The 17,772-nt window shown below is 68.5% G+C and carries 17 protein-coding genes; 9 read left to right on the plus strand and 8 right to left on the minus strand.

The window, feature by feature from the left end; all coding sequences use genetic code 11:
- Window positions 1–24: 24 nt before the first annotated feature.
- On the plus strand, window positions 25–1,029 hold the full coding sequence (locus VFT73_RS09215) for a histone deacetylase family protein (RefSeq protein ID WP_326410149.1): 1,005 nt from the start codon (window positions 25–27) through the stop codon (window positions 1,027–1,029).
- Here the strand turns inward: VFT73_RS09215 and VFT73_RS09220 are convergent.
- Genes VFT73_RS09220 through VFT73_RS09230 form a run of 3 tightly spaced genes read right to left on the minus strand, consistent with a single transcriptional unit; the run spans window position 1,026 to window position 5,505 of the window.
- The gene (locus tag VFT73_RS09220; protein ID WP_326410151.1) at window positions 1,026–2,198 is read right to left on the minus strand and encodes a dihydrolipoamide acetyltransferase family protein; all 1,173 of its coding nucleotides are present in this window, start codon (window positions 2,196–2,198) and stop codon (window positions 1,026–1,028) included. The two genes, VFT73_RS09215 and VFT73_RS09220, sit on opposite strands and share 4 nt — an antisense overlap.
- Complete coding sequence (locus VFT73_RS09225; protein WP_326410153.1) at window positions 2,198–4,282, minus strand: transketolase C-terminal domain-containing protein; 2,085 nt, start codon at window positions 4,280–4,282, stop codon at window positions 2,198–2,200. The genes VFT73_RS09220 and VFT73_RS09225 overlap by 1 nt, the downstream gene beginning before the upstream one ends.
- On the minus strand, window positions 4,282–5,505 hold the full coding sequence (locus tag VFT73_RS09230; RefSeq protein WP_326410155.1) for an amino acid aminotransferase: 1,224 nt from the start codon (window positions 5,503–5,505) through the stop codon (window positions 4,282–4,284). Before VFT73_RS09230 ends, VFT73_RS09225 begins: the two co-directional genes overlap by 1 nt.
- 95 nt (window positions 5,506–5,600) lie before the next feature.
- Here VFT73_RS09230 and VFT73_RS09235 point away from each other — a divergent pair, with 95 nt between their 5' ends.
- The gene (locus tag VFT73_RS09235; RefSeq protein ID WP_326410157.1) at window positions 5,601–6,092 is read left to right on the plus strand and encodes an Lrp/AsnC family transcriptional regulator; all 492 of its coding nucleotides are present in this window, start codon (window positions 5,601–5,603) and stop codon (window positions 6,090–6,092) included.
- 114 nt (window positions 6,093–6,206) lie between these two features.
- Here the strand turns inward: VFT73_RS09235 and paaK are convergent, their stop codons facing one another.
- The 5 genes from paaK to paaG are packed head-to-tail and all read right to left on the minus strand — an operon-like array spanning window position 6,207 to window position 12,240.
- Window positions 6,207–7,535: a phenylacetate--CoA ligase PaaK gene (gene paaK, locus VFT73_RS09240; protein WP_414712812.1), complete on the minus strand. Its 1,329-nt coding sequence runs from the start codon at window positions 7,533–7,535 to the stop codon at window positions 6,207–6,209.
- Entirely contained in the window at window positions 7,481–8,668 is a 1,188-nt protein-coding gene (locus tag VFT73_RS09245) for a cytochrome P450 (RefSeq protein ID WP_326410162.1), read from the minus strand. The genes paaK and VFT73_RS09245 overlap by 55 nt, the downstream gene beginning before the upstream one ends.
- The gene (locus VFT73_RS09250) at window positions 8,665–9,393 is read right to left on the minus strand and encodes an alpha/beta hydrolase (protein ID WP_326410164.1); all 729 of its coding nucleotides are present in this window, start codon (window positions 9,391–9,393) and stop codon (window positions 8,665–8,667) included. The genes VFT73_RS09245 and VFT73_RS09250 overlap by 4 nt, the downstream gene beginning before the upstream one ends.
- 19 nt (window positions 9,394–9,412) lie before the next feature.
- Window positions 9,413–11,437 carry a phenylacetic acid degradation bifunctional protein PaaZ gene (gene paaZ / locus VFT73_RS09255; protein WP_326410166.1) on the minus strand — a complete coding sequence of 675 codons (2,025 nt, stop codon included), beginning with the start codon at window positions 11,435–11,437 and terminating at the stop codon, window positions 9,413–9,415.
- Between the two features lie 14 nt (window positions 11,438–11,451).
- Window positions 11,452–12,240, minus strand: a complete 789-nt coding sequence (gene paaG, locus VFT73_RS09260; RefSeq protein WP_326410168.1) for a 2-(1,2-epoxy-1,2-dihydrophenyl)acetyl-CoA isomerase PaaG — start codon at window positions 12,238–12,240, stop codon at window positions 11,452–11,454.
- Window positions 12,241–12,349: 109 nt separating this feature from the next.
- Here paaG and paaI point away from each other — a divergent pair, with 109 nt between their 5' ends.
- From paaI to VFT73_RS09295, 7 genes are all read left to right on the plus strand, one after another.
- Window positions 12,350–12,757: a hydroxyphenylacetyl-CoA thioesterase PaaI gene (gene paaI / locus VFT73_RS09265; protein ID WP_326410170.1), complete on the plus strand. Its 408-nt coding sequence runs from the start codon at window positions 12,350–12,352 to the stop codon at window positions 12,755–12,757.
- Window positions 12,754–13,959, plus strand: coding sequence for a 3-oxoadipyl-CoA thiolase (gene pcaF, locus VFT73_RS09270; RefSeq protein WP_326410172.1), 1,206 nt, complete (start codon window positions 12,754–12,756; stop codon window positions 13,957–13,959). The genes paaI and pcaF overlap by 4 nt, the downstream gene beginning before the upstream one ends.
- Window positions 13,960–14,025: 66 nt before the next feature.
- Window positions 14,026–15,018, plus strand: a complete 993-nt coding sequence (gene paaA, locus VFT73_RS09275; RefSeq protein WP_326410175.1) for a 1,2-phenylacetyl-CoA epoxidase subunit PaaA — start codon at window positions 14,026–14,028, stop codon at window positions 15,016–15,018.
- A 163-nt stretch (window positions 15,019–15,181) separates the two neighbouring features.
- Window positions 15,182–15,463: a 1,2-phenylacetyl-CoA epoxidase subunit PaaB gene (gene paaB, locus VFT73_RS09280; RefSeq protein WP_157025034.1), complete on the plus strand. Its 282-nt coding sequence runs from the start codon at window positions 15,182–15,184 to the stop codon at window positions 15,461–15,463.
- A complete protein-coding gene (paaC, locus tag VFT73_RS09285) occupies window positions 15,463–16,308 on the plus strand; it encodes a 1,2-phenylacetyl-CoA epoxidase subunit PaaC (protein WP_326410180.1) in 846 nt (281 codons plus the stop codon). The genes paaB and paaC overlap by 1 nt, the downstream gene beginning before the upstream one ends.
- Before the next feature lie 101 nt (window positions 16,309–16,409).
- Window positions 16,410–16,823: a 1,2-phenylacetyl-CoA epoxidase subunit PaaD gene (gene paaD, locus VFT73_RS09290; RefSeq protein ID WP_414712813.1), complete on the plus strand. Its 414-nt coding sequence runs from the start codon at window positions 16,410–16,412 to the stop codon at window positions 16,821–16,823.
- Between the two features lie 7 nt (window positions 16,824–16,830).
- A partial coding sequence (locus VFT73_RS09295) for a ferredoxin--NADP reductase (protein ID WP_326410182.1) occupies window positions 16,831–17,772 on the plus strand: 942 nt, incomplete at its 3' end.

Genomic DNA, 17,772 nt, shown 5'->3' on the forward strand with positions numbered 1-17,772 from the left:
ACGAACAGCCTGCCGGAGACCTGAATGCGTTCCTTTTTCGATCCCCGGCAGCTGCGGCACCGCCCGGTCTCCGAGCTGCACAATGGCGGGTTCACTGCCTATCAGGAGACGCCCGATCGCGCAGAGTCGGTCCTGAACGCGATCGGCCCGACCGAGCTGCCGCGGGATTGCGGTGAAGGCCCGATCCTAGCCGTCCATGATGCCGAATATATCGAGTTCCTGAAGTCAGCCCACGCGCTGTGGCGCGACGCCGGGCGCGACGGCGATCCGATTCCCTATGCCTGGCCGGTGATCGGCCGCCGGGCGCTCAGGCTGAAGCGGATCGACGCGCTGCTCGGCCGCTTCAGCTTCGATGCGACGACGCCGATCGCTGAAGGGACGTGGGAAGCGGCTTACTGGAACGCGCAGACCGCGATTGCGGCCGCGGACGCGGTGCTGGGCGGCGAGCGGGCCGCCTTCGCGCTCTGCCGGCCCCCGGGCCATCATGCCGGTGCCGACTATTTCGGTGGCTATTGCCATCTGAACGTCGCCGCGATCACCGCGCAACGGGCGCGCGATGCGGGTATCGAGCGGGTAGCGATCCTCGACATCGACTATCACCACGGCAACGGCACCCAGGATATTTTCTGGGAGCGCGACGACGTGTTCTATGCCTCGATTCACGCCGATCCCGCGACAGACTATCCCTTCTTCTGGGGCCATGCGGACGAGACCGGCGGCGGCCCGGGCGAAGGCGCGACGCTGAACCTGCCCTTGCCGCAGGGCACCCGACTGCCGGCGTTCCGCGCAGCCCAGGCGCAGGCGCTCGACGCGATCCGGGCCTTCGATCCGGGGCTGCTGGTCGTCAGCTTCGGCGCGGATACGTTCGAGGGCGATCCGATCTCGCACTTCGAGCTGGCCACGGCCGACTACCGCGCGCTCGCCGCGGATATCGCGAGCGCGGGGCTGCCGACCGTGGTCGTCCAGGAAGGCGGCTACGCCACCGCCGCGCTGGGCGCGAACGTGCGCAGTTTCCTCAGCGGCTTCTAGTCTCCGAAACTCTCCAGTGCCTGCACGAAGGCGGTCAGCCAGGCGTTGGTCTGGTGGCCGTCGACGACGCGGTGATCGATGGTCAGCGACACGAACGCCATCGGGCGGATCTGGATCGTGTCGACGCCGCCCACCTCGCGCACCACGACGCGCTTTTCCAGCTTGCCGACACCCAGGATCGCCGATTGCGGTTGCTGGATGATGATCGGCGTCGCCACCAGCGATCCGGACACGCCGTGATTGGAGATGGTGAAGCTGCCGTCCTTCATGTCGGCCGCCTTCAGCTGGCCCGATCGCGCCCGAGCGGTCAGATCGTGCAGCCGCGCGGCGATGGCTTGCAGCGACAGCTCTTGCGCCCGGTGCACGATCGGCACCACCAACCCCTTGTCGCCCAGCGCGGTGCCGATGCCGATATTCACGTCCTCGAAGATTTCGAGGTGATCGGCATGCCAGCGGCTGTTGATGACGGGCACCGCTCGCATCGCCGCGACGCAGGCGGCGACGATATAGGCCGTGTAGGTGAGCGACACGCCGTCACGCTCATAGGCCGCTTTGTGTTTCGCCCGGTGCGCGATGATGGCGCTGAAATCCGCCTCGAACACCGCGGTCACGTGCGGCGCGGTGGTGACGCTGGCGAGCATATTGTCCGCGATCAGCCGCCGCATCCGGTCATGCGGGACGATGCGGCTGCCGGATGCCGGCGCAGAAGCGCGCGCGGCGACGAGCGCGTCAACATCGGCGCGGGTGATCCGTCCGTCTCTCCCGGTCCCGCGGATCACGCTGATGTCGACACCATGCTGCCCCACCGCACGGCGCACGGCGGGCGACAAGCGGTGCTCGCGCACCTGCTCTAACGCGGGCGGCGCAGGCGCGGCGGACTGACGCGAGCACACCTCGGGCTCGGCCGTCGGAGCCGCGGGCTCGGCCGCCCTGGCGCCAAGTCGCCCAAGCAGAGCGCCGGGCTCCGCCTCGGCGTCGCGCTCCAGCAGGATTTCCAGCAGCACGCCGTCCGCGGGCGCGGGCACTTCGGTTGTGACCTTGTCGGTCTCCAGCTCGACCAAAGGCTCGTCGCGGCGCACCGTTTCGCCGACCGATTTCAGCCAGCTGCGCACGACGGCCCTGGTGCCCTCCAGCTCGGCGGGCATCGTGATATCGACCGTGCCGTCCATCAGAAGGCCACCAGCTCGTCGATTTTCGCGCGGATGCGGTCGACCGACGGCACCGCCCAGTCGAGCAGCACCGGGTTATGAGGGCTTGGAATATCCGGCATCGTCAGCCGCGCGACCGGGGCATCCAGGTCCAGGAACGCTTCGTCCGCAACCACCGCCGCGATCTCGGCGCCGAACCCTGCGGTACGGATATCCTCGTGCACGATCAGGCAGCGGCGTGTGCGCCGGACCGACTCCAGCACCATTTCGCGATCCCAGGGCATTAGCGTGCGCAGGTCGATCACGTCGGCGGAGATATGGGCAGCAGCCGCCTCGCAGCGCGGAGTCATCGCGCCCCAGGTGACGATCGTGATCCGGTCGCCCTCCGCGACTTTCTTCGCCCGCCCGAACGGCAGCACGAATGCATCGCCGGGCCAAGGCCTCCGCGCCCAACTATCGTCCAGCATCGCCCGATGCTCGAAGAAGATCACGGGGTCGTTGCCGCGCAGGGCCGCGCGGAGCAGCCCGACCGCATCCTCCGCGTTCGACGGCACCGCGACTTTCCAGCCGGGCTGGTGGACGAAGGCGACTTCGTTGGTTTGGCTGTGCCATGGATCGCCGCATTTAAAATAACCGCCGGGCACGCGCAGCACCATCGGCGCGGCGAAGCGGTTGGCAGTGCGCCAGCGCATCGTGCCGCAATCGTTGATCTGCTCGGTCGCGGGCTCGGCATATTTGCGGAACTGGATCTCGGGCACCGGCATCAGCCCGGCCAGCGCCATGCCGACCGCACGGCCGACGATCCCTTCCTCCGACAGGCTGGTATCGAACACGCGCGCGGAGCCGAATTTGTCCTGCAAGCCGAGCGTCACCGCATGGACGCCGCCCTTCGGCCCGACATCCTCGCCGAACACGAGCACGCGCGGATTGGCTTCCAGCTCCTGCTCCAAGGTGCGGCGGATCGCCGCGCCCATATTGATGCGCTGCCCGTCAGGCGTCGGCGTGTCGTCCGAAGCCGGCGGCGCATAGCCGTGCGTCCACTGGCCGCCTTCGGCCTGCATCTCGCCTTCGAAAAAGACGTTCCGCGTCACCTGTTCCGGGTCGGAGACCGGCCGCGCCTCGGCGAGTGCGCTTGCGGCGTCGGCTGCCTCGGCGGCTTCGCGCTCGATCGCGTTCCACTCCGCTTCACCCAGGAGCGATCCGACCAGGAAGGATTTCAGCTTCGGCAGCGGATCGCGCGCCCATTCGGCCTCGACGACCGCGTCGCCCTTATAGGTCTGGGTATCCTGGAAGCTGTGACCCTGCAGCCGCGGCACGGTCAGCCGCATCAGCACCGGCGCGCGCCGTTCGCGGACATGCGCCATAGCGCGATCGACGAGCCGCGCCGCCTCGACCGGCTCGGTCCCGTCGCCGCTCAGCACTTCGAGGCCGGAGAAGCTGGCCAGGTTCGCCGCGATATCCCCGCCGGGCGTCTGGAACGAGGACGGCACGGAGATGCCATAGCCATTGTCCTCGATGAAGAAGAGCATCGGCAACTGCTGCGTCGTCGCGATCGTCAGCGCCGCCCAGAATCCGTTGGTCGCGCACGACGCCTCGCCGCCCAGCACCACCGCGATCGCCTTTTCGTAGCGCGGGTCCTTCAACTCGGTGCGGTAGTACTCGATCGCCTGCGCCCAGCCGGCAGTCGGCGTATATTGCGCGCCGACGCCGCCGCACATCGGCAGCGCCGAGGCGCCGTGCGGGTTCGGATAGTTGAAGACGACGCCGATATCGCGCCCGTCCGAATAGCCGCCGGCGCGGCCCATCGCCGAGCCCAGCGCATCGTCGACCGGCACCCCCAGCGACAGCAGCATCGGGCGCGAACGGTAATAGCCGCATGCCGCGTCCACGGGATCGGTCAGCCTCAGCCCCAGCAGCACCTGCGCCATGTCGTGCCCGCGCGCCGAGAATTGGTAGAGCACCTTCTTCTCCGGCACGAGCCGGGTCTCTTCGAGCTTGTCGAGCGCGCGCGACAGCTGGACGAGATAGGCGACGCGGCGCCAGTCCCAGGCCGGATGCGGCGCATTGCCGCGATGCGCGTCGATCGCCGGCGCCTGGGCCGCCATCACATCACGCTCTTCACGGCGCGCACGAACGGCTCGACATTGGCGCGGGTCAGGCCGGCGACATTGATGCGGCCGGAGTTGGGCATGTAGACCGCGAATTCCTCGCGCAGCCGCAGCACCTGCTCGGGCGACAGCGGCAGCGTCGAGAACATGCCGTGCTGACGCGCGAGCGGCGCGAATGCCGGGTCGATCGTGCCCAGAAGCTCGCGCATCGACACGATCCGGTCGCGCATCCCCGTCAGTTCCGCGCGCCAGTCGGCGGCGAGCGCTGGATCCTCCAGGATGATCCGGGCGGCAGCGGCGCCATGATCGGGCGGCATCGACCAGGCGGCGCGGGCCAGCGCCAGCACATTGGAATGGGCGATCCGCGCGCCCTCCCCGTTCGCGGCGATGCCGAACAGCGCGCCGGTCCGCTCGCGGTACAGGCCGAAATTCTTGTCGCACGAATAAGCCACCAGCGCGGCCGGCACCTGCTCCAGCACGATGCGCACGCCCGCGGCGTCGGCATCCAGCCCCTCGCCCAGCCCCTGATAGGCCAGGTCGAGCAGCGGCAGCACGCCGCGCCGGCTGAGGATGCGCGCGATCTCCTGCCATTGCTCGCGCGTGAAATCGGCGCCGGTCGGGTTATGGCAGCAGACCTGAAGCAGCGCGACGTCGCCCGAACCGGCCGTCTCCAGCGCTGCCGTCACGTCGTCGAAGCACACTGCCTGGGTCTCCGGATCGAAATGGCGGTAGGACACCTGCTCCAGCCCCGTCTTCTTCAGGACCGGCGGGTGGTTGGGCCAGGTCGGCGTGCCGACGAACACGCGCGCGCCGGGGCGCGCCGCCGCGATCAGCTCCGCCGCGAGGCGGAGCGCGCCGGTGCCGCCCGGCGTCTGGAGCCCGAACACGCGCTCGCCCGGATCGCCTGCGCCGAACAGCACCGGCCGCAGCGCCTGGAAGAAGCCGATATCGCCTTCGGGGCCCAGATAGGCTTTGGTGTCCTGCGTCTCGAGCAGCCGCCGCTCGGCCGCCTTCATCGCGCGGAACACCGGCGTCTCGCCCGCTTCGGTGCGGAACACGCCGACGCCGACATCGATCTTGTGCGGCCGCGGATCGGCCCGGAACGCGCCGATCACCGAGAGCAAGGGATCGGCGGGTTGCGTCGCGAGAGCGTCGAAAATGCCGGATTCGGACGAAAGCGCGCGATCGTCGCGCGCAGCGGATTCGAGGATGGTAGCCATGCGAAAGACATAGAGCATCGTCCACGCAAAATCATTTCTAATTTCCGCGTATCGCGTTAACGCGTGATGAGAATGGGCCGCAAAGGCGCTGCAATATGGAACAAATCTCTCACCTCTCTCGTGACGCAGCCGAACTGGATGCGCTGGACCGGCGCATCCTGCGCGTGCTGCAGCGCGACGGCGCGATCAGCCATGCCGAGCTGGCGCAGGAAGTCGCTGCCTCCCCGGCCTCCTGCTGGCGCCGGATCAAGGCGCTGGAAGCGGCCGGCGTGCTGGGACCGACGGTGCGGCTGGTCGATCCGGTGAAGGTCGGGCGCGGGCTCGACGCGATCTGCCAGGTACGGATGAAGACGCATACCGGCGAGGTGCGATCGGCGTTCGAGGCTTTTGTGCAGGAGCACCCGGAGGTCATGGACTGCTACTCGATGTCGGGCGAATGGGATTATCTGCTACGGATCGCCGTGGCCGACGTGCGCGACTACGAGCGCTTCCTGATGCACACGCTGCTGAACCACCCGGCGGTCGCCAGCTCCTCGTCGCACTTCGCGCTCAATCGGGTGAAGTACACGACGGCGATGCCGGTCTGAATCACATACCGCAAAGCATCCGCTCGTCCCGAGCGAAGTCGAGGGGCGCTGCTCCGAACGTTGTGTCGGCGCCCCTCGACTACGCGCTCCGCGCTCCGCTCGGGACGAGCGATGCTAGGCGGTCCCTTTCCGCAAATCGACCACCCGCGCAGCCTTCCCCGCCGATCGCGGCAGCGAGCCCGGCGCACCCACCTCTACCGTGGCGCTGATGCCGATCACTTCTTTGACGTAGCCGGCAAGCAACCGTCCCTGACCGGCGTCATCGCCCCCGGACGCGCGCGCCTCCACCTTGATGCGGACCTCGTCCATGCGACCGGGCCTGCTGACCTCGATCAGGAAATGCGGGGCAAGGCCGGGGCATTTCAGTACCTGTTCCTCGATCTGGGTCGGAAAGACGTTGACGCCGCGGACGATCAGCATGTCGTCGCATCGTCCGGTGATCTTGGCCATCCGCCGCATCGGCGTTTCGATGCCGGGCAGCAGCCGCGTCAGGTCGCGCGTGCGGTAGCGGACGATCGGAAGCGCCTGCTTGGTGAGCGACGTGAAGACGAGCTCGCCTTCCTCGCCGTCCGGGAGCGCCGCGCCGGTCTCCGGATCGACGATCTCGGGATAGAAATGGTCTTCCCAGATCGTGGGACCAGGCGCGCCGCCGACGAATTCCTGCGCGACGCCCGGCCCCATCACTTCGGACAGGCCGTAAATGTCGGTCGCCTGCAGGCCGAAGGCGCTCCCGATCTCGCGACGCATCGCTTCGGTCCATGGCTCCGCGCCGAAAATGCCGTAGCGAAGGGAAGATGCCGCCGGATCGATGCCCTGACGCCGGAACTCGTCGAGAATCGCGAGCATGTAGCTCGGCGTCACCATGATGATCTCGGGTGCGAAATCGCGGATCAGCTGGACCTGTTTCTCGGTCTGGCCGCCGGACATCGGGATCACGGTGCAGCCGAGCGCCTCCGCACCGTAATGCGCGCCCAGCCCACCGGTGAACAGGCCGTAGCCATAGGCGATGTGGACCTTCATGCCTCGCCGGCCGCCCGCGGCATGGATCGAGCGTGCGATCAGGCCTGCCCAGATGCGGATATCATCGGCGGTATAGCCGACGACGGTCGGCTTGCCGGTGGTCCCCGACGAGGCGTGGATGCGCGCGACCTGCTCCATCGGCACCGCGAACATGCCGAACGGGTAATGCGCGCGCAGATCGGCCTTGGTGGTGAACGGAAAGCGGGCGAGGTCGTCGAGCGACTGGAGATCGGAGGGATCGACCCCGGCTTCGGCGAACGCCTTCCGATAATGCGCCGAATTGGCGGCGGCGTGGGCAAGGGTCGCTTTCAGCCGTTCCAGTTGCAGAGCGCGCAGCTCCTCGGCGGACGTGGGACCATAGTCGACACTCACAGCGAGACCTCCAGCGCGGTCAGGCCGCGAAAGCGCACGCGCCGCTGCCATTGCGGCGGGCGCGCCAGGCCGAACTCCGGAAACCGCCGCAACCACGCCGCGATCGCGATCCGCGCCTCGAGACGTGCGAGGCTGAGGCCGGCGCATTGGTGCGGACCGGCACCGAAAGCGAGATGGCGGTTGGGCGAGCGGCGGAAATCGAACGTCTCGGGACCGGCGAACGCGGCGGGATCGCGGTTCGCGGCCCCGATCACCAGCGTGACCTGCGTGCCGGCAGCGACGGCCACGCCGGCGATCTCCGTATCGCGGACAGCCCGGCGGTTGCCCAGCTGGTTCGGGCTTTCGAATCGCAGCACTTCCTCCACGAAACTGGGCATCGCCTCCGGGTCCGCAATCAGCGCGCGCCGAACCTCGGGCATGGTCGCCAGTATGTATAGCGCGCTGCCGATCAGGTTGCTGGTCGTCTCGTGCCCGGCATTGAGCAGGAAGATCGCGTTGTGGATCAACTCGGCGGGCGTCAGCGCCTCCGCGCCCTCGCCGGCGATCAGGCGGGTCAGCAGATCGCGTTCCGGATCGCCGGGCGAGCGGCGGCGCGCCGCGATCAGCTCGGCCAAATAGGCGGAGAATTCCGCCACCGCCGCGTTGCCGGCCGCGAGCCGCTCCGGCCCCGGCTGCGGCTCCAGCGCGCCGAGGATCGCCAGGGACCAGCCGCGCAAGGGCCCGCGATCCGCCTCGGGCACGCCCAGCATGTCGCCGATCACGCGCACCGGCACAGCGGCCGCATAACCCTCCACTGCGTCTCCTCCGGCAAAGCGATCGAGAAGCCTGTCGCAATAGGGGCCGAGCGCCTCCGCCAGCGCCGCCAGCGAGCGCGGCGTCAGCGCGCCCACCAGCCGCTTGCGCACGCGGCCGTGATAAGGGTCGTCGTTGAAGACAAGGCTGGTCGTATGGTGCGCGTATAGAGGCCCCTCGCCATATTTGGGCGCGAACTCGACCCGCTTGTCGGAGCTGAAGGACGCCGCGTCGCGATAGACGGCGGACAGGTCGGCGTGGCGCGACAGCAGCACCGATCCGTCCGGTGCCTGCGCGATCGGCGCTTCTTCGCGGAGCTGCCGATAGAAAGGAAACGGATCGTCGAAAAAGCCGTCCGGCGGCTCGCTCGGCGACCAGGGCGCCGGCGTCACGGCGTTGCCTGCAGCCAGTCCCAGACCGCGCCGGGCGCATCGACCATCGCGTTGTGACCCGCGCCGGGAATCGCGAAGGCCTTCGCGTCGAAGTCGCGCAGCCGTCCGGCGGAGATCATCGCGTCCCCTTCCCCGCACGCCAGGCGCACCGGGCAGCGCGCCGCCACGACCAGCTCGGCCATTCGGGGGCGCTCGACCGCGAAGGCGGCCATGTCCATCGCCGCGCGACACCCGCCGTCCTGCGTTGCCGCGCCGCGCGCAAGCAGCGGCGAGTCCAGCGCGACGTCGCCCAGCCCGCAATTGCGGCGGTGCTGCGCCAGCGCCTCGGCTTCGCTGTCGAACAGCTTCGCGGGCCGGGCGGCGAGCCCTGCGAAGCGTTGCAATTCGTCGTCGGTCCAGTCGACCTTGATGCCAAGGCCATAGGCCGCGCGCACCGGCAGACCGCTGCCCGCCAGCGCGATCGCGACCAGTCCGCCCAGCGAATGGCCGAGGATCGTGACCTCCTCGCCCTTCCGTTCTGCTTCGACCAGCTCGGCGAGTGCGGCGGCGAGCGCGTCGACCGAATAGTCGCCGCTATGATCCGAGCCGCCATGCCCCGGCAGGTCGGGCGCGATCCAGCGCCCGCGCGGCTCCGCAAGCATTGCCGACCAGACGCCCGCCGTCGCGCCGAGGCCGTGGATCAGCACCAGCAGCGGCCCGTCGGCCCCGCCCCGCTCATAAGCCACTCCCCCCCGCCGCAGCATCTCAGACCGCGTTCATCGTCAGCAGGTCGTAGGTCGCGACCAATTCGTCATCCTGGTTGGTGACGCGCACGGTCCAGCGGACTTCGCCCATTTCCGGCGTCTTCAGCGTCTTCGATTTGGCGGTGAGCACGGCCTTCATACTTTCGCCCGGCTTCAGCGGTTTGACGAAACGCAGCCCTTCGAGGCCGTAATTGGCCAGCACCGGCCCCGGCGCCGGATCGACGAACAGGCCGGCCGCGAACGACAGGATCAGATAGCCGTGCGCGACCCGCCCGCCGAAGATCGGGCTCGCCTTCGCCGCTTCCTCGTCCATGTGCGCATAGAAGGTATCGCCGGTGAAATGCGCGAAATGCTCGATATCCTCGAGCGTCACCGTCCGCGCTTTGGTGGCGACGCTGTAGCCGGGTTCCAGCTCGCCGAAGCGCAGGCGGAACGGGTGGCGGTCGCCTTCGACCGTGGGGGCGCCGGCAAGCTGCTGGCCGACCACCTTGCTCAGCATCGCCGGGCTGCCCTGAAGCGCGGTGCGCTGCATGAAATGCTTGACCGCGCGGATGCCGCCCAGCTCTTCGCCGCCCCCCGCGCGGCCGGGGCCGCCATGCGTCAGCACCGGGAGCGGCGATCCGTGGCCGGTGGATTGGCCCGCGCAGTCGCGGTCGATGAACGCCATGCGGCCGTGGAACGAGGCCGAGCCGAGCACCAGCTCGCGCGCCACGTCCGGATCGTGGGTGAAGGCGGAGACGACCAGCGAGCCCTTGCCGCGATTGGCGAGCGCGACCGCGTCGTCGAGGTCGCGGTACGGCATCAGCGTCGAGACGGGGCCGAACGCCTCGACTTCGTGGATGGCGTCCGCAGTCCAGGGGTCGTCGGCGCGCAGCAGGATCGGGGAAATGAAGGCACCTTTGTCCAGCCCCTCGCCCACCAACTCGACATGCTCCGGATCGCCGAACACGATCGGCGCCTGCCGCGCGAGTTCCGCGACCTTGGCGCGGACGTCGTCCAGCTGCGAGCGCCCGACCAGCGCGCCCATCCGAACGCCCTCGACGCGCGGATCGCCGATCACCGTTTTCGCCAGCCGCGCCGACAGCGCCGCCTGCGCGGCGTCGATCAGCGCGGCCGGAACCAGCGCGCGGCGGATGGCGGTGCATTTCTGCCCCGCCTTGACGGTCATTTCCTTCGCGACTTCCTTGACGAACAGGTCGAACTCCGGGCTGTCCGGCGTCGCGTCCGGGCCGAGGATCGAGGCGTTCAGCGAATCCCGTTCGGCGGTGAACCGGACCGCCTCGCGCGCGACCACCGGATGGCGCTGCAGCAGCTCGGCGGTGCGTGCCGAGCCGGTGAAGGCGATCACGTCCTGCCCGGTCAGATGGTCGAGCAGGCCGCCCGCCTTGCCGGAAACCAGCTGGATCGCGCCTTCGGGCAGCAGCCCGGTTTCCAGCATGATCCGCACGCAGGCTTCGGCGACATAGGCGGTCTGCTGCGCCGGCTTGACGATCGCGGGCATGCCGGCGAGCCAGGTGGGGCCAAGCTTTTCCAGCATGCCCCAGACGGGGAAGTTGAACGCGTTGATGTGGACCGCGACGCCCTGCAGCGGCGTATAGACATGCTGGCCGATAAAGCTGCCGGTCTTGCCCAGGATCTCGGTATCGCCGTCGATCAGGATCCGGCTGTTGGGCAGCTCGCGCCGGCCCTTGGACGAGAAGGAGAAGAGCGTGCCCGCGCCGCCCTCGATGTCGATCCAGTTGTCGGCCCGCGTCGCGCCGGTCGCCCAGGCGAGCGCGTACAGCTCTTCCTTGCGCGCCATCACCGCCTGGCCGAGCGCTTTCAGCATCAGGGCGCGGTCGTGAAAGGTCATGCGCCGGAGGTTCGGCCCGCCGACGCGGCGCGCGTGACCGGCCATCGCGCCGAAATCCAGGCCGTCGGTGCCCATTTCGGCGATGACTTCGCCGGTCAGCGCGGAATGGACCGGCTCGGTCTGCCCCTTGGGCGCGACCCAATGGCCTTCGGCAAAGCTTTGGACGATGCCCATCATCAAACTCCAGTTCAGCGCCCGGTGAAGACCGGCTTGCGCTTTTCGAGGAACGCCGCGACGCCTTCGCGGTAATCGGCCGAGTTGCCGAGCCGGCGCATCAGGTCGCGCTCATTGTCCAGCTCTTCGTCGAGCGTCTTCAGCCCCGAGCCGCGGATCGCGTGCTTGGTCGCGGCCAGCCCGAGCGTCGGCCCAGCGGCGAAGCGCGCGGCGAGCGCCTGCGCTTCGTCCATCAGCGCCTCGTCGTCGACGCATTTCCAGATCAGCCCCCATTGCTCGGCGCGCTCGGCGCTGATCGGCTCGCCAGTCAATGCCATGCCGAGCGCGCGCGGCAGCCCGGCCAGGCGCGGCAGCACCCAGGTCCCACCCGAATCCGGGATCAGCCCGATCGCAGCGAAGGATTCGATGAACCTGGCGCTGCGGGCGGCGAGCACGATGTCGCAGGCGAAGGCGATGTTGGCCCCCGCTCCCGCCGCGACGCCGTTCACCGCGCAGATCACCGGCATGTCGAGCGACGTCAGCCGGCGGATCAGCGGGTTGTAGTAACGCTCGACCGAATCGCCGAGGTCGACCGGGGCGCTGCCCGGCGCGACGGCGCGGTCGTTCAGGTCCTGCCCGGCGCAGAAGCCGCGGCCGGCGCCCGTCAGCAGCAACACGCGTGCGCCGTTTTCCGCCGTCACCTGGTCGAGCGCATTTGCAACTTCGCGGTGCATCTCGGCGGTGAAGCTGTTGAGCCGGTCGGGGCGATTGAGCGTCAGCCGCGCCACGCCATCGGTCAGGTCAAACAGGATCGTTTGATACATGCGCGGCTCTCCGTTCTTATTTCCCGAATGATCGGTCGAACAAATATTGGCAAGTGCCGGCCGGGACGGATACGGACGTTTCGTGCAGCAACCTCCCTCTCCTGACGCCATGACCGTCGCGCGCGGTATGATCGCGCGCGAAGGCACTGGCGCAGCCTGGGCGCTGGAACTGGAAGCCGCCGACGCCGGCTATGCCCGTGTCGCAATGCGGCTGACGCCGGCGATGCTGAACGGCTTCGGCATCGCCCATGGCGGCATGATCTTCGCGCTTGCCGATTCCGCCTTCGCCTATGCCTGTAATTCGCGGAACATGAAGACGGTCGCGCAATCGGGCAGCGTCATCTTCCTCGATGCCGGCCGTGCGGGCGAACGGCTGGTCGCCGAAGCACGCGAAACGGCGCTTCGCGGCCGCACCGGCGCCTATATCATCACCGTCACCGGCGAGGATGGCCGCGTGATCGCAGAAATGCAGGGGCTCAGCCGCGCCGTCGGCGGCCCCACCCTGGAGGATCTATGACCGAAGCTTTCATCTGCGACGCCGTCCGCACCCCGATCGGGCGTTTCGGCGGGGCGCTGGCGCAGGTCCGCGCCGACGACCTTGCCGCGATCCCGCTCCGTGCGCTCGCCGAGCGCAATCCGGGGCTCGACTGGAGCCAGGTCGACGACCTGATCCTCGGCTGCGCCAATCAGGCGGGCGAGGACAATCGCAACGTCGCGCGGATGGCGGCTTTGCTCGCCGGCCTCGGCACGTCGGTGCCGGGCAGCACGATCAACCGTCTGTGCGGATCGGGCCTGGACGCGGTCGGCACCGCAGCGCGCGCGATCAAGGCCGGCGAGGCCGAGCTGATCGTCGCGGGCGGCGTCGAGAGCATGACGCGGGCGCCGTTCGTGATGCCCAAGGCGGAAAGCGCGTTCAGCCGTGCCAATGCGGTCTATGACACGACGATCGGCTGGCGCTTCGTCAACCCGAAGCTGAAAGCGGAATATGGCATCGACTCGATGCCAGAAACGGCGGAAAATGTCGCGACCGAGTTCCAGGTGACGCGCGAAGACCAGGACCGGTTCGCGGCCGAAAGCCAGCGCCGCGCCGCGGCCGCCCAAGCATCCGGCCGGCTTGCCGCCGAGATCGTGCCGGTGACGATCCCGCAGAAGAAGGGCGATCCGGTGACTATCGACCGCGACGAGCATCCGCGTGAGACCAGCATGGAAGCGCTGGCGAAGCTGAAGCCGATCGTCCGCCCCGACGGCACTGTCACCGCCGGGAACGCCTCGGGAGTCAACGACGGCGCGGCGGCATTGATCGTCGCCAGCGAAGCGGCCGCGAAGAAACACGGCCTCACTCCCCGCGCCCGCATCCTCGGCACTGCCGTTGCCGGCGTGCCGCCGCGCATCATGGGCATGGGGCCCGCGCCTGCCACGCAGAAGCTGCTCGAACGGCTCGGCCTGTCGATCGGCGATGTCGACGTGATCGAGCTCAACGAAGCCTTTGCGGCGCAGGGTTTGGCCGTCATGCGCCAACTGGGCCTTTCCGACGATGCCGAGCATGTGAACCCGAACGGCGGCGCGATCGCGCTCGGCCATCCGCTGGGCATGTCGGGCGCGCGGCTGGCCCTGACCGTAACCGAGGAATTGCAGCGCCGCAGCGCCCGCTACGGCGTCGCAACCATGTGCATCGGCGTCGGCCAGGGCATCGCGATGGCGGTGGAACGGGTCGCCTGACGATTAGTTGACCGGCCGGTCGGGTTATTTTAAAATGCCGGCCGGATCAGAGCGAAAGGCGCCGCGATGTACACCACCGAAATGGGCAAGCCCGATCCCGCAAAGGTCGCTTCGATCGGCGGCGAGGACGCGGCGCTGCTGGAGGCGTTCGAGGCGCGCGTCGCCGCCGACGAGTTCATCGAGCCGAAGGACTGGATGCCGGAGGCCTATCGCCGCACCCTTGTCCGCCAGATCTCCCAGCACGCGCATAGCGAGATCGTCGGCATGCTGCCCGAGGGCAATTGGCTGACCCGCGCGCCGTCGCTGCGGCGCAAGGCAGTGCTGCTCGCCAAGGTGCAGGACGAGGGGGGACACGGCCTCTACCTCTATTGCGCGGCGGAAACGCTCGGCACCAGCCGCGAGCAGATGATCGAGGCGCTGCATTCGGGCAAAGCCAAATACTCGACGATCTTCAATTATCCCACGCTCACCTGGGCGGACATCGGCGCGATCGGCTGGCTGGTCGACGGGGCGGCGATCATGAACCAGGTGCCGCTGCAGCGCACCTCCTACGGCCCCTATGCGCGCGCCATGGTGAGGGTGTGCAAGGAGGAAAGCTTTCACCAGCGCCAGGGCTACGAGATCATGATCGCAATGGCGAACGGCACGCCGGAGCAGAAGGCGATGGCACAGGACGCGCTGAACCGCTGGTGGTGGCCGAGCCTGATGATGTTCGGGCCCTCCGACGAGAATTCGCCGAACACGGCCCAGTCGATGCGCTGGCGGATCAAGCGCGATACCAATGACGAGCTCAGGCAGAAATTCGTCGACATCACCGTGCCGCAGGCGGAATTTCTGGGCTTGACCGTGCCCGATCCCGACCTTGCCTGGAACGAGGCCAAGGGCGGCTATGATTTCGGCGAGGTCGACTGGGAGGAATTCTACGCGGTCGTCCGCGGCGAAGGGCCGGTCGCCAAGGAGCGGATGGAGGCCCGCCGCAAGGCCTGGGACGACGGCGCCTGGGTGCGCGAGGCGGCGCTTGCCCATGAAGCAAAGCGCGCCGCGAGGGCGGCGGCATGACCCCCGCAATCAAATCCTCCCCGAGCTCGCTCGGGGAGGGGGACCGCACGAAGTGCGGTGGAGGAGTGCGAGCGGAGCGAGCGTGGCCTTCCGGTGCTGCGCACCGGCCCCTCCACCATGCTGCGCATGGTCCCCCTCCCCTGCCAAAGCAGGGGAGGATTAAATGAAGGACTGGCCGCTCTGGGAAGTGTTCGTCCGCTCGCGCGGGGGGCTCAGCCACAAGCATGTCGGTTCGGTCCACGCGCCGGATGCGGAGCTGGCCGTGCGGCACGCCCGCGACACCTATACGCGGCGGATGGAAGGCGTCAGCCTTTGGGTAGTCAGGTCGGCGGACATCGTCGCGTCCGATCCCGACCAGGCGGGGCCGATGTTCGCGCCAGCCGAGGACAAGGTCTATCGCCACCCGACCTTTTACGAGATCCCGCCGGAAGTGAAGCACATCTGATGCCGTCGCTGCCGACCATCCAGCCGGAGGATGTCGCCACGGCCGAGCGCGCCAGCCATCGAGGCAGCTTCGACGCGCCCGCGCTCGACGAGCATCGCGATGCGATCGCCGACTATGCGCTGCGGCTGGGGGACGATGCGCTGATCCTGGGACAGCGCCTCACCGAATGGTGCGGGCACGCCCCGCAGCTGGAAATCGATCTGAGCCTCGCGAATCTGGGTCTCGACCTGATCGGCCAGGCCACGCTGCTGCTGGGTTTGGCCGGCGAGCTGGAGGGCAAGGGCCGCGACGCCGACGCGCTCGCCTTCCGCCGCGACGTGCTCGCCTTTCGCAATTGCCTGATGGTCGAACAGCCGAACGGCGATTTCGCCCGCACGATCGCGCGGCAATTCCTTTTCTCGACCTATCAGGCGGCGCTGTACGAAGCGCTGCGACACTCGGCCGCGCCGCGCCTGGCCGAGATCGCGGCCAAGGCGGTCAAGGAAGTCCGCTATCATGCCGACCTTGCCGCCGACTGGGTGATCCGATTGGGCGACGGCACCGAGGAAAGCCGGCGGCGGATGATCGACGGCCTCGACTGGCACTGGCGGTTCGTCGACGAGCTGTTCCAGATGGACGCGGTCGAGCAGGCGCTGGCCGATGCCGGGATCGGCGTCGACAAGGCTACGCTCCGCCCCGGCTTCGACGCGACCGTCGAGCGCGTGCTGACCGAGGCGTCTCTGCCCCTCCCCGTCTATCCGCGTGCGGTGGTCGGCGGGCGGAAGGGGCATCATAGCGAGCATCTCGGGCATTTGCTGACCGTGATGCAGTTCCTGCCCCGCACCTATCCCGATGCGACGTGGTGATGGGCGATCCCCGCGATGTGCTCCTGCGAAAGCAGGAGCCCAGAGGCAATGAAGCTGACGACTCTGGGCTCCTGCTTTCGCAGGAGCACGGGATTTGGCGTGTGTTGGAGCAGGTCCCCGACCCCGAAATCCCCGTCCTCTCGATCCTCGACCTTGGCATCGTCCGCAGCGTCGAACCGCACCGCGTGACGATCACGCCCACCTACACCGGCTGCCCGGCCACACAGGCCATCGAGCGGGACATCCGCGATGCGCTCGACGCCGCCGGCTATCGCGACGTCGCAGTCGAAACCGTGCTGTCGCCCTCCTGGACCACCGACTGGATCACGCCCGAAGGCCGCGCCAAGCTCCAGGCACACGGCATCGCCCCGCCCTCCCCGGCCGCCACCGCGACGTGCCCGCAATGCGGCTCCGCCGACACGGAGGAGGTCAGCCGCTTCGGCTCGACGCCGTGCAAGGCGCTGTGGCGCTGCCGCGCCTGCGCCGAGCCGTTCGACCGTTTCAAATGCCATTGAGAGACGCATGTCCGCCGCCTTCCACCGCCTGACCATCGCCGATGTACGCCGCGAGATAGACGACGCGGTGTCGCTGCGTTTCCACCTGCCCGACGAACTGCGCGAGGCATTCCGCTTCGCCCCCGGCCAGCATCTGACCCTGCGCACTGAAATCGAAGGCGAGGATGTGCGCCGCAATTATTCGCTCTGCGTCGCACCCCACGAAGGCGAGCTGCGCATCGCGATCAAGCGGATCGGCGGCGGCCTGTTCTCGACCTGGGCGAACGAGGCGCTGAAGCCCGGCGACGCGATCGACGTGATGGCGCCGCACGGCAGCTTCACCTGGGCGTTCGATCCGGACGCGTCGCGCGACTATGTCGGCTTTGCCGGCGGCTCCGGCATCACGCCGGTGCTGTCGCTGCTGAAGACCGCGCTGGCGGTCGAGCCGCGCAGCCGTTTCACATTGCTTTACGGCAACCGGTCATCGAACACGATCATGTTCCTGGAAGAACTGGCGGCGCTCAAGAACCGGTTCATGGACCGGCTGCAGATCTATCATTTTCTCGAAGAGGAGGATGAGGAGGTCGAGCTGTTCAACGGCCGCCTCGACCAGGAAAAGATCGCTGAGGTGCTAGCGTCGCTGGTCGAGCCGGGCACGATCGACGCCGCCTTCATCTGCGGGCCCGGGCCGATGATGGACGCGGCGGAGGCGGCCTTGCTGTCGGCCGGCGTCGCCAAGGATCGCATCCTGATCGAGCGTTTCACCGTCGGCGCGATGAGCGCCGAGCAGGCGGCGCGCATGCGCTCGCTCGAGCAGGACGCCGCCGGTCGCGTCGTGCAGGTAACGCTGGACGGCCGCCGCCGCCGGCTCGCCTTCGACGCGGACAAAGGCAGCATCCTCGAAAACGCCCGCGCCGCCGGCCTGCCCGCGCCCTTCGCCTGCAAGGCGGGCGTGTGTGCCACCTGCCGG

Origin of the sequence: Sphingomonas sp., assembly GCF_035758555.1 — a bacterium.
Classification (GTDB): domain Bacteria; phylum Pseudomonadota; class Alphaproteobacteria; order Sphingomonadales; family Sphingomonadaceae; genus Sphingomonas_B.

What these genes read in the sequence shown, in the direction of transcription:
- paaA (WP_326410175.1), top strand. Translation starts at nt 14,026, where the DNA reads ATGTACACCACCGAAATGGGCAAGCCCGATCCCGCAAAGGTCGCTTCG.
- paaZ (WP_326410166.1), bottom strand. Translation starts at nt 11,437, where the DNA reads ATGGGCATCGTCCAAAGCTTTGCCGAAGGCCATTGGGTCGCGCCCAAG.
- VFT73_RS09230 (WP_326410155.1), bottom strand. Translation starts at nt 5,505, where the DNA reads ATGGCTACCATCCTCGAATCCGCTGCGCGCGACGATCGCGCGCTTTCG.
- pcaF (WP_326410172.1), top strand. Translation starts at nt 12,754, where the DNA reads ATGACCGAAGCTTTCATCTGCGACGCCGTCCGCACCCCGATCGGGCGT.
- paaI (WP_326410170.1), top strand. Translation starts at nt 12,350, where the DNA reads ATGACCGTCGCGCGCGGTATGATCGCGCGCGAAGGCACTGGCGCAGCC.
- VFT73_RS09215 (WP_326410149.1), top strand. Translation starts at nt 25, where the DNA reads ATGCGTTCCTTTTTCGATCCCCGGCAGCTGCGGCACCGCCCGGTCTCC.
- paaB (WP_157025034.1), top strand. Translation starts at nt 15,182, where the DNA reads ATGAAGGACTGGCCGCTCTGGGAAGTGTTCGTCCGCTCGCGCGGGGGG.
- paaC (WP_326410180.1), top strand. Translation starts at nt 15,463, where the DNA reads ATGCCGTCGCTGCCGACCATCCAGCCGGAGGATGTCGCCACGGCCGAG.
- paaG (WP_326410168.1), bottom strand. Translation starts at nt 12,240, where the DNA reads ATGTATCAAACGATCCTGTTTGACCTGACCGATGGCGTGGCGCGGCTG.
- VFT73_RS09235 (WP_326410157.1), top strand. Translation starts at nt 5,601, where the DNA reads ATGGAACAAATCTCTCACCTCTCTCGTGACGCAGCCGAACTGGATGCG.
- VFT73_RS09225 (WP_326410153.1), bottom strand. Translation starts at nt 4,282, where the DNA reads ATGGCGGCCCAGGCGCCGGCGATCGACGCGCATCGCGGCAATGCGCCG.
- paaK (WP_414712812.1), bottom strand. Translation starts at nt 7,535, where the DNA reads ATGGCAGCGGCGCGTGCGCTTTCGCGGCCTGACCGCGCTGGAGGTCTC.
- VFT73_RS09220 (WP_326410151.1), bottom strand. Translation starts at nt 2,198, where the DNA reads ATGGACGGCACGGTCGATATCACGATGCCCGCCGAGCTGGAGGGCACC.